11 protein-coding genes are annotated in these 11,654 nt (G+C 74.7%); 6 read left to right on the plus strand and 5 right to left on the minus strand.

The genetic code is table 11. The features are described 5' to 3' along the window. Positions 1–33 precede the first annotated feature (33 nt). On the plus strand, positions 34–831 hold the full coding sequence (locus J2X68_RS22175; RefSeq protein WP_310434271.1) for an IclR family transcriptional regulator: 798 nt from the start codon (positions 34–36) through the stop codon (positions 829–831). Between the two features lie 94 nt (positions 832–925). On the opposite strand, the gene J2X68_RS22180 is transcribed toward J2X68_RS22175, so the two are convergent. Further along, on the minus strand, positions 926–1,240 hold the full coding sequence (locus J2X68_RS22180) for a DUF5955 family protein (protein WP_310434272.1): 315 nt from the start codon (positions 1,238–1,240) through the stop codon (positions 926–928). 192 nt (positions 1,241–1,432) lie between these two features. Between J2X68_RS22180 and J2X68_RS22185 the strand changes: the two genes are divergently transcribed. Next, positions 1,433–2,044, plus strand: coding sequence for a nucleotidyltransferase family protein (locus tag J2X68_RS22185; protein ID WP_310434273.1), 612 nt, complete (start codon positions 1,433–1,435; stop codon positions 2,042–2,044). A gap of 184 nt (positions 2,045–2,228) precedes the next feature. Beyond that, positions 2,229–3,863 carry a malate synthase A gene (gene aceB / locus J2X68_RS22190; protein WP_310434274.1) on the plus strand — a complete coding sequence of 545 codons (1,635 nt, stop codon included), beginning with the start codon at positions 2,229–2,231 and terminating at the stop codon, positions 3,861–3,863. A gap of 39 nt (positions 3,864–3,902) precedes the next feature. Here aceB and J2X68_RS22195 read toward each other — a convergent pair whose 3' ends face one another. The 3 genes from J2X68_RS22195 to J2X68_RS22205 form a co-directional block, all read right to left on the minus strand. After that, positions 3,903–4,190: an Rdx family protein gene (locus J2X68_RS22195; protein WP_310434275.1), complete on the minus strand. Its 288-nt coding sequence runs from the start codon at positions 4,188–4,190 to the stop codon at positions 3,903–3,905. Further along, positions 4,187–5,101 carry a HipA family kinase gene (locus J2X68_RS22200; RefSeq protein ID WP_310434276.1) on the minus strand — a complete coding sequence of 305 codons (915 nt, stop codon included), beginning with the start codon at positions 5,099–5,101 and terminating at the stop codon, positions 4,187–4,189. The genes J2X68_RS22195 and J2X68_RS22200 overlap by 4 nt, the downstream gene beginning before the upstream one ends. Before the next feature lie 255 nt (positions 5,102–5,356). Continuing rightward, a complete protein-coding gene (locus tag J2X68_RS22205; RefSeq protein WP_310434277.1) occupies positions 5,357–6,112 on the minus strand; it encodes a cobalt-precorrin-6A reductase in 756 nt (251 codons plus the stop codon). A gap of 212 nt (positions 6,113–6,324) precedes the next feature. On the opposite strand from J2X68_RS22205, the gene J2X68_RS22210 reads away from it, so the two are divergent. The 3 genes from J2X68_RS22210 to J2X68_RS22220 all read left to right on the plus strand — a co-directional run bounded on the left by J2X68_RS22210 (position 6,325) and on the right by J2X68_RS22220 (position 11,315). Continuing rightward, a complete protein-coding gene (locus tag J2X68_RS22210; RefSeq protein WP_310434278.1) occupies positions 6,325–8,172 on the plus strand; it encodes an ABC transporter ATP-binding protein in 1,848 nt (615 codons plus the stop codon). Positions 8,173–8,309: 137 nt separating this feature from the next. After that, complete coding sequence (locus J2X68_RS22215; RefSeq protein WP_310434279.1) at positions 8,310–10,163, plus strand: ABC transporter ATP-binding protein; 1,854 nt, start codon at positions 8,310–8,312, stop codon at positions 10,161–10,163. An 81-nt stretch (positions 10,164–10,244) separates the two neighbouring features. After that, positions 10,245–11,315, plus strand: coding sequence for an iron-siderophore ABC transporter substrate-binding protein (locus tag J2X68_RS22220; RefSeq protein ID WP_310434280.1), 1,071 nt, complete (start codon positions 10,245–10,247; stop codon positions 11,313–11,315). Between the two features lie 99 nt (positions 11,316–11,414). On the opposite strand, the gene J2X68_RS22225 is transcribed toward J2X68_RS22220, so the two are convergent. Beyond that, positions 11,415–11,618, minus strand: a complete 204-nt coding sequence (locus tag J2X68_RS22225) for an MbtH family protein (protein WP_310434281.1) — start codon at positions 11,616–11,618, stop codon at positions 11,415–11,417. Positions 11,619–11,654 lie beyond the last annotated feature (36 nt).

Here is an 11,654-nt window from a genome sequence, read left to right on the forward strand (position 1 = left end):
CAGCCCTTCCGCCAGTTTCGAAAGGAACGCGCCGTGCCGACGTCCAGCGCCAGCACCACCGACTCCGCCCGGCCCGCCGGCGGCGGGGTCCAGTCCCTCGAGCGCGCCTTCGATCTCCTCGAGCGGATGGCGGACGCGGGCGGCGAGGTCGGCCTGAGCGAGCTGTCCGCGAGCAGCGGACTGCCCCTGCCCACCATCCACCGCCTGATGCGCACCCTGGTGGCCTGCGGTTACGTCCGCCAGCAGCCCAACCGCCGCTACGCGCTGGGCCCCCGGCTGATCCGGCTCGGCGAGTCCGCCGCCCGGCTGCTGGGCACCTGGGCCCGCCCGTATCTGGCCCGCCTGGTGGAGGAGACCGGCGAGACGGCCAACATGGCCCTGCTCGACGGGGACGAGATCGTGTACGTGGCGCAGGTGCCGTCCAAGCACTCGATGCGGATGTTCACCGAGGTGGGCCGCCGCGTCCTGCCGCATTCCACCGGGGTCGGCAAGGCGCTGCTCGCGGGCTTCCCGGACGACGAGGTGCGCGCGCTGCTCGCCCGCACCGGCATGCCCGCCGCCACGGACAAGACGATCGTCACCCCGGACGGTTTCCTCGCGGCCCTCGCGGACGTGCGGCAGGCCGGTTACGCGGTCGACGACAACGAGCAGGAGATCGGCGTGCGCTGCCTGGCGGTGCCGGTGCCGGACTCGCCCACCCCCGCGGCCATCTCCATCTCCGGTCCGGCGGGCCGGGTCACGGAGGCGGCCACGGAGCGGATCGTGCCGGTGCTGCGCCAGGTCGCGGTGGAACTGTCACAGGCCCTGACGAGCTCCGGACCGGCGGTCTAGCGCGGGCCCTCGCCGCCCCCCGTCCGGACGGCCCCCGCGCGTCCGGCCGGCCCCGGCGCGGCGTCGCGCACCGGCCTGCCGGGCCTGCCGGAGTTCAGCGGCGCGGCGTCTCCCCGAACAGTTCCACGGCCCGGCGCACCTCCGACAGGCTCCGGGCCAGCGCGCTCACCGAACCGATCGAGCCCGCGATCAGCAGCAAGGACCGGCGTAACCGGGGGGCTTCGGGGGTCCCGTGGGTCACCATCGCGGCGAGCGCGGCGAGTTCGTCCTCGGCGATCGCCCGGTCCGGGAACTCGGCCGGATACGTGGCGAGTTCGCGACGCAGCCGGGACACCGCGGTCCGCAGTCCCGTCACCCTCGGATCCTCGTAGCTGCCGGTCACTGCCCTCTGCCTCAAGCTCCGCACCACAGCTCTCCCCCCGCGCGCGCTCCGCTGAGCGCGCGTGCGCGCTCACCCGCCCCGCAGCCCCGCGGTACCGGCCGGGCACCGGAGGACGCGCGGGTCAGTAAACGCCACCCGACGCGGCGGGCGCCACTGCGCGGACCGAAATTCAGCCCCGCGCGACCGCACGACCGACGCCACGTCAGGTATGCAGGACGCATGACGCACAAGGAAGACCGGGCCGCGGACCAGGTGACCGGCCTGCTCCTCGCGGCGGGCGGCGGGCGGCGGCTCGGCGGCCGCCCCAAGGCGCTGCTCGAACACCGGGGACGGCCGCTCGTCGAACACGCGGTGGGGGTACTGCGCACGGCGGGCTGCGCGCGGGTGCACGTGGTGCTCGGGGCCGCCGCCGGGACCGTACGGGAGCGGGCCCGGCTGGAGGGGAGCGTGATCGTGCCGAACCCGGCGTGGCAGGAGGGCATGGGCACGTCACTGCGGGCCGGGCTCGACTCGCTCGCCGGAACGGGGGCGCGCGCCGCGCTGGTGCTCCTCGTCGACCAGCCCGGCATCGGGCCGCGCGCCGTGGGCCGGGTGCTGGGCGCGTACGAGGACGAGTCCTCGCTCGTCTGCGCCGCCTACGACGGCGTGCGGGGCCATCCCGTCCTGTTCGGCGCCGCCCACTGGGCGGGCATCGCGGCGACTGCCACCGGCGACCGGGGGGCACGCGCCTATCTGAGACAGCACGAGGAGGCGATCACGCTCGTCGAGTGCGGGGACGTGGCCCAGCCCTACGACATCGACACCCCGCAGGACCTCGCCCACCTCGAGTGAGGGACCTGGCACCGAGCGCCACCTTGCCTCGACGCGGAGAGTCTCGACATCAACAAATCATTGAAGTTCCACGATGAGGAAACTAGTATCCACTGATCAGAAGGACTCGGCCCTTCCGGGGCCCCGCCCGCCCGTACCCGGTTCGACTGGCACCCGGTGCCACCGCTGAAGGAAGTGACCGCTCATGTCCGCACCAGCGCCGTCCCCGCTGGCCATCGTCGACGCCGAGCCCCTGCCGCGGCAGGAGGAGGTCCTCACCGAGGCGGCGCTCGCCTTCGTGGCCGAACTGCACCGGCGGTTCACACCGCGCCGGGACGAGCTCCTCGCCCGGCGCGCGCGCCGCCGCGCCGAGATCGCCCGCACCTCCACCCTCGACTTCCTCCCGGAGACCGCGGCGATCCGCGCGGACGACTCCTGGCGGGTGGCCCCCTCCCCCGCGGCCCTGGACGACCGCCGGGTCGAGATCACCGGTCCGACCGACCGCAAGATGACCATCAACGCCCTCAACTCGGGCGCCCGGGTCTGGCTCGCGGACTTCGAGGACGCCTCCGCGCCGACCTGGGAGAACGTCGTCCTCGGGCAGATCAACCTGGCCGACGCCTACACCCGGAACATCGACTTCACGGACCCGGTGTCGGGCAAGTCGTACGCCCTGAAGGAAGAGAGCGAGCTCGCCACGGTCGTGATGCGCCCGCGCGGCTGGCATCTGAACGAACGCCACCTGGTGGACCCGGACGGCGGTCAGGTCCCCGGCGCCCTGGTCGACTTCGGCCTGTACTTCTTCCACAACGCCCAGCGCCTGCTCGACCTCGGCAAGGGCCCGTACTTCTACCTCCCGAAGACGGAGTCGCACCTGGAGGCCCGTCTCTGGAACGAGGTCTTCGTCTTCGCGCAGGACCGCCTCGGCATCCCGCAGGGCACCGTCCGCGCCACCGTGCTCATCGAGACGATCACGGCCGCGTACGAGATGGAGGAGATCCTGTACGAACTCCGCGACCACGCCTCCGGGCTGAACGCCGGCCGCTGGGACTACCTGTTCTCCATCGTCAAGAACTTCCGTGACGGCGGCGCCAAGTTCGTCCTCCCGGACCGCAACGCGGTCACGATGACGGCCCCGTTCATGCGCGCGTACACCGAACTCCTCGTCCGCACCTGCCACAAGCGCGGCGCGCACGCCATCGGCGGCATGGCGGCCTTCATCCCGTCCCGCCGCGACGAGGAGGTCAACAAGGTCGCCTTCGAGAAGGTCAAGGCGGACAAGGACCGCGAGGCGCAGGACGGTTTCGACGGATCGTGGGTGGCCCACCCGGACCTGGTGCCGATCGCCATGGCCTCCTTCGACGCCGTGCTCGGCGACCGGCCGAACCAGAAGGACCGGCTCCGCGAGGACGTCGACGTCAAGGCCGCGGACCTGATCGCCATCGACTCGCTGGAGGCCAGGCCGACCTACCCGGGCCTGGTCAACGCCGTGCAGGTCGGCATCCGTTACATCGAGGCCTGGCTGCGCGGCCTGGGCGCGGTCGCCATCTTCAACCTGATGGAGGACGCGGCCACCGCCGAGATCTCCCGCTCGCAGATCTGGCAGTGGATCAACGCGGGGGTGGAGTTCGAGCGGGACGGGACCACGGTGAAGGCCACGCCCGAGCTGGCCCGTGAGGTCGCCGCCGCGGAACTGGCCGCGATCCGCGCGGAGATCGGCGAGGAGGCCTTCGCGGCCGGCCACTGGCAGCAGGCGCACGACCTGCTGCTGACGGTCGCCCTCGACGACGACTACGCGGACTTCCTCACCCTGCCGGCGTACGAGCAGCTCCGGGGCTGAGCACCGGCCCCGGCCGGAGGCGCCCCTGTCTCGTCCGTCTCATCCGTCCGAGTGGCCCAGGGACTTTCCCGGGGCCACTCGGTCGCGTACGAGCTTCTTCACCGCGGTCGGCTCCGGGAAGCCCTGTTCGCGGCGGTCCCAGACCACCTCGTCGTTCACCCGGACGACGAAGATCCCGCCCTTGCCGGGCTTCAGGGCGAGCTCCGTCAGCTCGCCCTCGAAGGTCGTGAGCAGCTCCTGCGCCAGCCAGGCCGCGCGCGGCAGCCAACGGCACTGGGTGCAGTACTCGATCTCCACCCGCCCGCCCGCGTCACTCGTTCCGCTCATCCGAGGTGCACCGACCAATCCTGTTCCGCGGCCGGCTTGCCGTGCAGGTCGGGGACCCGCTTGAGCCAGTCGGGCCGTCCTTGCCGTGTCCTCGCCGCGCGCCGGGCCTCGTCGGCGGCGAGCTCCTCCGGGGCGGGGAAGTCGGTGGGCAGCCACGCCGCCGAGGCCCGCACGCGCGCGTGGAGGTAGCGCACGTACGCCTCCCGTACCGCGTCCGGGGCGGCGAACCCCGCCTCGCCGGCCAGCCAGGCGTCCGGCACCTCCGCCACGATGCGGCGCAGCAGCTCCTCGGTCACCCTGGGCGCCAGTTCGGCGTCGGCCGCCCGGGTGTCCGGGGCGCAGCGGCCGAGGGCGTGGTGGCGGAAGTCGTAGCGCCGCTCGGGGGCGGCGCCGTCCCAGCGGTGGTGGAAGACGAGGGCGGCGCCGTGGTCGATGAGCCACAGCCGGGGCGGGACGGTGCCGAACGTCGGCCAGACCATCAGGTTGGAGCTGTGGACCGTCCGGTCGACGTTCACGGTCAGGGCGTCCAGCCAGACGATCCTGCCGGCCTCCAGCGGCTCCACCGGGAAGACCTCGGCGACCTCCGGCGTGAAGTCCTCCGCCCCCGGCAGGAAGTCCATCCCCAGGTTGAGCCCCGCGCTCGCGGTGTGCAGGTCCCGCACCTCCTGGTGCGGTTCCGCGTCCGCGACCGCCGGGTCGAAGTGGACCAGGACCAGCTCGGGGAAGCGCAGCCCGAGCGCCCGGGCCAGTTCGCCCACGATCACCTCGGCGACGAGCGCCTTGCGGCCCTGCGCGGAGCCCGTGAACTTCACGACGTAGGTGCCCAGGTCGTCGGCCTCGACGACGGCGGGAACGGAGCCGCCCGCCCGCAGCGGCGCGAGGTAGCGGGTCGCCGTGACCTCGGTCAGCATGGCTCTCTCCCTCTGGCCTGAAGAAGCATAGTAACCAGGCACGACAGCCGGTGAGAGGCCCGGAGCCGCCGTGACGAGCGATGACGGCACGACCCGTGACGGGGCGACCGGTGACGGGGCGACCGGAGTCCGGGGGCTGCGCGCCGACCGGGTCACCCGTGCCGCGGGCGGCGCGCGATCCTCGACGGGGTCAGTCCGACGCCCCGCCCGGGCGCCGGGCCGGCCCTCTGACACGGCGTCGGCCCCGGCGGCCCGCTACCGCCCGCCCCGCCCGGCTCGCGCGAGCCATTCCAGGGCCTGCTCCGGCGTGGCCGCGACCCGGACCCCTGCGGGGACCGGCGGTCTGCGCACCACGACCACGGGCAGTCCCGCCGCCCGGGCGGCGGCAAGCTTCGGGGCGGTCGCCGCTCCCCCGCTGTCCTTGGTCACGACGACGTCGATGCGGTGACGGCGCAGCAGTTCGCGCTCCCCGTCGAGGGTGAAGGGCCCGCGGTCGAGCAGCACTTCCCCGCGGGACGGGACCGGCGGCTCGGGCGGGTCGACGGACCGCACGAGGAACCACAGGTCGTCCAGGGCCGCGAAGGCGGCCAGGCCCATGCGCCCGGTGGTGAGGAACACCCGCCGGCCGAGCGCGGGCAGCAGCTCGGCGGCCTCCGCGAGGGATCCGGCCTCGTGCCAGACGTCACCCGCCACCGGGACCCAGCCCGGGCGGCGCAGCGCGAGCAGCGGGACACCGGCGTCGGCCGCGGCCTTCGCCGCGTTGCGGCTGACGGTCCCGGCGAAGGGGTGGGTGGCGTCGACGAGGGCGTCGGCCTCCTGCTCGGCCAGCCACGCGGCGAGCCCCTCGGCCCCGCCGAAACCGCCCACACGGACGTCACCGGGCGGCAGCCGGGGCGCGGTCACCCGCCCGGCCAGGGAGGTCGTCGCGCGCAGTCCGGGCACGGCGCCGGCCGCCAGGAGTTCGGCGAGCCGACGGGCCTCGGCGGTCCCGCCCAGGATCAGCACGTGCACGGACGTCCGTTCCCTTCCGGAGAGCGGGCCGGCCCGAGCGGCGCGGCCGGGGACGGTCACGGCGCCCACTGAAGCACACCGGCCCCGGCGGGGCCGGGCCGGTGTCGGGCCGGGAGCGTTCCGCGCGGTCCCGCGGGCCGCCGGGGCATTGACTCGCCCGCATTCACTTAGAGTAGCCTTGCCTAAGTTGACTTGCGTCCGGAGGGTGGCCGGTGGGTTCAGGGGAACGGTCGGGGCGGGACGTCCTGACGCGCTCGGTCAGGGGGCAGGCGCGGCGCGTCGGCCTCGGCGCGGCGCTCGGGTGTGTGCACCAGCTGGGGGAAGCCCTGGTGCCGGTGCTCATCGGTGTCGTCATCGACCAGGCCGTGGCCGGGCAGGACGCCGGGCGGCTCGTCCTCTGGCTGGCCGTCCTGGCCGTGCTGTACGTGACGCTGTCGTGGAGTTTCCGGCTGGGCGCGCGGGCCGGTGAGCGGGGCGCCGAAGAGGCCGCGCACACCCTTCGCCTGGCGATCGTGCGCCGGGTGCTCGACGCCCGCGGCGGCGCCGAGGCGGGACGGCTGCCCGGCGACCTGGCCAATGTCGCCACCGAGGACGCCAAGCGCGTCGGCGCGGTCAACATGGCGCTGATGAGCGGCATCTGGGCCGTCGCGGGCGTCACCGTCAGCGCCGTGTGGCTGCTGCTGACGTCCGTGCCGCTCGGGCTGATCGTGCTGCTGGGCACGCCGGTGCTGCTGTGGCTGGGGCACCTGCTGAGCAAGCCGCTGGAGCGCCGCAGCGAGGCCGAGCAGGACCGGGCCGCCCACGCCTCGGGAGTGGCCGCCGACCTGGTGGCGGGACTCCGGGTGCTGAAGGGGCTCGGCGCCCAGCAGGCGGCCGTCGAGCGGTACCGCCGGACCAGCCGCGCCTCGCTCGCGGCCACCCTGCGCGCGGCACGCGCCGAGTCCTGGCAGACCGGGCTCGTCCTCGCCCTGACCGGGGGGTTCATCGCGCTGATAGCGCTGGTCGGCGGGCGACTCGCGCTCGACGGCTCGCTGACGCTGGGGCAGTTGGTGTCCGCGGTGGGTCTCGCTTTGTTCCTGCTGGGGCCGCTGGAGACGTTCGCCTGGGTGAACGCCGAACTGGCGCAGGGCCGGGCCTCGGCCGCCCGGGTCGCCGCGGTCCTCGCCGCGCCGCCCGCCGTGGTGGGCGGGGAGGCCCCGGTGCCGGACCCGGTGCGCGGGGAACTGCGGCTGCGCGGGGTGCGGCTCGGCGGGCCGGACGGCGTCGACCTCGACGTACCGGCCGGGCGGCTGACCGGGATCGCCGTGACGGATCCGGCCTCCGCCGAGGCCCTGTTGCGCTGCCTGGGCCGCGAGAGCGATCCGGAGTCGGGTTCGGTGGAGCTCGACGGCGTGCCGCTGACCCGGCTCGACCCGGCGGGGTTGCGGGCGGCGGTGCTGGTGGCCGCCCACGACGCCGTGCTGTTCGACGGCTCGCTGGCCGCGAACGTGACGCCGGAACCGGAGTCGGAGCCGGGTTCGTGGAGCGGCCCTGCGGAGATCGGCGCGGCGGACGCGCCGGACGGGGCCGACGCGCCGGACGGGGCAGACTCTTCGGAGGGGTCGGACGCGTCGGACGGGACAGCCGGGCCTGAGGGGGTGGACGGGCCGGACGGGGCGGCGGATCCCCGGACACGGCGCGCCATGGCCGCCGCCCACGCCGACGAGGTGGCCCGCTCCCTGCCGCACGGCGCCGCGACCGGTGTCGGCGAGGGCGGCCGGTCCCTGTCGGGCGGTCAGCGCCAGCGCGTCCTGCTGGCGCGCGCCCTGCGCGCCGAGCCGCCCGTCCTGGTCGTGCACGATCCGACGACGGCCGTGGACGCGGTGACCGAGGCCCGTATCGCCGAGGGGCTGCGCGAGATCCGGCACGGCCGCACCACGGTCGTGGTGACCAACAGCCCCGCCCTGCTCGCCGTCGCCGACCGGGTGGTCCTCCTCGACGACGGCCGGGTCGGCGCCGAGGGCACACACGCCGAACTCGTTCGGACCGACGCGACCTACCGGACGGCGGTGCTGGCGTGACCACGGAACCCCAGCGGACACCAGCCGCGCAGACGGAAGCCGGGCACGCGGGAACCGGACCGACGGAGGCCCCGCCCACGCAAGCCGGACGGACGGCGGGCGGACAGGCGGCGGCCGGACGAGCGGAAGCGGCGCGCGTGCGAGCCGGACGGACGGCGGGCGCGCGGACGCGGGCCGGACAGGCGGAAGCCGATCGGGCGTTGCTGCCGACGGCGTCTCCCGCCCGTACCCGGGCCGCGGTGCGGGAGTTGTTGCGGCCGCACCGGGGGCTGGCCTGGGCCGGGTTCGGACTGATGGTGCTCGCCACCTCCGTCGGACTGCTCACCCAGCCCCTGCTCGGCCACCTCGTCGACATCGTCACCGAGCGGCGCTCCCCCGACGCCCTCACCCTGCCCGTCGTCGCGCTGGCCGGGGTCGCCGTGGTGCAGGGCGTCACGACCGCGCTGGGCATGTCGCTGGTGTCCCGGCTCGGCGAGACCGTGCTCGCCCGGCTGCGCGAGCTGTTCGTGGAGCGGGCGCTCTCCCTGCCGCTGGAGCGGCTGGAGAAGGCGGGCTCCGGCGACCTCAACGCCCGGGTCACCCGGGACGTGTCCCGGGTCGCCGACGCGGTGCGCGGCGCCCTGCCCGAGCTGGCGCGCTCCGCGCTGTCGATCGTGCTGACCCTGGGCGCCCTCGCCCTGCTGGACTGGCGGTTCCTGGCGGCCGCGCTCGTCGCGCTGCCCGTCCAGGCGCACACCGCGCGCTGGTACGTGCGCAACGCCGTGCCCCTGTACGCCAGGGAACGCGTCGCCACCGGGGCCCAGCAGCAGCAGCTGCTGGACACCATCGGCGGGGCGCGGACCGTGCGGGCGTACCGGCTCCAGGCAGGACACACCCGGCGGGTCACCGACCGCTCGCGGGCGTCGGTGGAACTGACGATGCGCGGGGTCCAGCTGGTGCTGCGCTTCTACAGCCGTCTGCACATCGCCGAGTACGCGGGCCTCAGCGCCGTCCTGGTCACCGGGTTCCTGCTGGTGCGGTCCGGCTCCGCCTCGGTCGGCACCGCCACGGCCGCCGCGCTGTACTTCCACAGTCTCTTCGGACCGGTGAACACGGCGCTCGTGCTGCTCGACGACGCCCAGTCGGCGACGGCGGGACTGGCCCGGCTGGTCGGCGTGGTGGACGAACCGGCACCCGCGGCCGCCGAGCGCGCGCAGGACCGTGCGACCACGGCCGGCGCCCCGTCCGTGACGCTGACCGGCGTCTCCCACGCGTACGTGCCCGGCCGTCCGGTGCTGCACGGCGTCGATCTGGAGATCCGGCCCGAGGAACGGGTCGCGCTGGTCGGCACGACCGGGGCGGGCAAGACGACGCTCGCGAAACTGGTGGCGGGACTGCACCGGCCGGAGAGCGGCCGGATCGACGTCGGCGGCGTCGCGCCGGACGCGTCCGGCCGCCTGGTGGGCCTCGTCACGCAGGAGGTGCACGTCTTCGCCGGGTCGCTCGCCGACGACCTGCGGCTGGCCCGTCCCCGGGCGGACGACGAGGAGCTGCGGGAAGCGCTGGCCACCGTGGGCGCCCTCGGCTGGGCCGAGGCGCTGCCGGAGGGCCTGGAGACCGTCGTCGGCGACGGCGGGCACCGCCTCACCGCCGACCGCGCCCAGCAACTCGCCCTGGCGCGCCTGCTGCTGGCCGATCCGCCGGTCGTGGTCCTCGACGAGGCGACCGCCGAGGCGGGCAGCTCGGGCGCCCGCCGGCTCGACGAGGCCGCCGAACAGGCCCTGCGGGGCCGCACGGCGCTGGTCGTGGCGCACCGGCTCAGCCAGGCCGCCACCGCCGACCGGGTGGTCGTCCTCGGTGACGGCCGGGTCGTGGAGAACGGCACGCACGACGAACTGCTCACCGCCGACGGCGCGTACGCCGCCCTGTGGCACGCCTGGTCCGGCAGCCGCTCCTCCGCCCCTGACACCCTCGACGCCCCTGACGCTCCCTGCCCCCTTCACAGCCCCTGACGAGAACCCCCGCCCGCCTTCCCCCGCCCCGGAACCGGCCACTCCCCGCCGAACGCACCGCGACGAACAGAAGGATCACCGATGCCCCGCGCAACCAGAGCCTCACGGCTGTCCGGCCTGCTCGCCTCCGTAGTCCTGCTCGCCGTCGCGGCGGTCGGCTGCGGCGGTTCCGACTCCGGTTCCTCGTCCTCCGGCGCGAAGGGGCCGGACCCATCGTCCGCCGCCGGCGCCTTCCCGGTGACCCTCGACCACAAGTACGGCAGGACGACGATCGGCTCCGAGCCGCAGCGGATCGTCACGGTCGGTCTCACCGACCAGGACGCCGTCCTCGCGCTGGGCAAGGTGCCGGTCGGCACGACCGAGTGGCTCGGCGGCTACCGGGGCGCCGTCGGCCCCTGGGCCCAGGACAAGCTGGGCGGCGCGGCGGCGCCGGCCGTCCTCACCGACACCGGAACCGGCCCGCAGGTGGAGAAGATCGCCGCGCTGAAGCCCGATCTCATCCTCGCCCTGTACTCGGGACTGACCGAGGCCCAGTACGAGAGCCTGTCGAAGTTCGCGCCGGTGCTCGCCCAGCCGAAGGCGTACAACGACTACGGCGTGCCGTGGCAGCAGCAGACCGAGGAGATCGGCAAGGCACTGGGCAAGGAGGCCGAGGCCAAGGCGCTCGTGTCGGACGTCGAGGACGAGTTCGCGGCGGCCAGGAAGGCCCATCCGGCGTTCGCCGGGGCCACGGCCGTCATGGCCACCCCGTACGAGGGCACGTTCGTCTACGGCAGCCAGGACACCCGCTCGCGGATCCTGTCCGGCCTCGGCTTCTCGCTGCCGAAGGATCTCGACAAGGTGATCGGGGACACCTTCGGGGCCAACATCAGCAAGGAGCGCTTCGACCTGCTCGACCAGGACGTCGCCGTGTGGATCCTGCCGGACCTCACCACGGCGGTCGCCAAGCTGCACGGCGACAAGATCTACGCCGACCTGAACGTGGTGAAGCAGGGCCGCGAGGTCTTCGTCCGGGAGACCGGCGACTACGGCAACGCGGTCTCCCTGTCGACCGTGCTGAGCCTCCCCTACGTCCTCGACCGCCTGGTGCCGCAGCTCGCCGCGGCGGTGGACGGCAGGACGGCGACCGAGGTGAAGCAGCCGGCGTCCTGACCGGTCCCACGGCATGGCGGAGGGGGCGGCCCGTGCGGGCCGCCCCCTCCGCCATGCCCCGCCGGGCTCAGGCCCCGCCGGGCTCAGGCCCCGCCGGGCTCAGGCACCGTCGACGAGGCTCCTGGGCCGCAGGTCCGTCCAGTGGGCCTCGATGTGGTCCAGGCACTCCTGGCGGCCGGCCGGGCCGTGCGCGACGGTCCAGCCGGCCGGGACGTCCACGAAGTCGGGCCACAGGCTGTACTGGCCCTCGTCGTTGACGAGGACGGAGTAGACGCCGTCGGGGTTCTCGAACGGGTTGCTCATGTCGGGGTCCCTGTCTTTCCGGTCCGGTCCGTCGCC

This window comes from Streptomyces sp. 3330 (genome assembly GCF_031456635.1).
Lineage (GTDB): Bacteria > Actinomycetota > Actinomycetes > Streptomycetales > Streptomycetaceae > Streptomyces.

Bases quoted from the DNA above. Each gene is read 5' to 3' on its own strand.
- J2X68_RS22185 (WP_310434273.1), top strand. From the start codon at position 1,433: ATGACGCACAAGGAAGACCGGGCCGCGGACCAGGTGACCGGCCTGCTC.
- aceB (WP_310434274.1), top strand. From the start codon at position 2,229: ATGTCCGCACCAGCGCCGTCCCCGCTGGCCATCGTCGACGCCGAGCCC.
- J2X68_RS22195 (WP_310434275.1), bottom strand. From the start codon at position 4,190: ATGAGCGGAACGAGTGACGCGGGCGGGCGGGTGGAGATCGAGTACTGC.
- J2X68_RS22200 (WP_310434276.1), bottom strand. From the start codon at position 5,101: ATGCTGACCGAGGTCACGGCGACCCGCTACCTCGCGCCGCTGCGGGCG.
- J2X68_RS22220 (WP_310434280.1), top strand. From the start codon at position 10,245: ATGCCCCGCGCAACCAGAGCCTCACGGCTGTCCGGCCTGCTCGCCTCC.
- J2X68_RS22225 (WP_310434281.1), bottom strand. From the start codon at position 11,618: ATGAGCAACCCGTTCGAGAACCCCGACGGCGTCTACTCCGTCCTCGTC.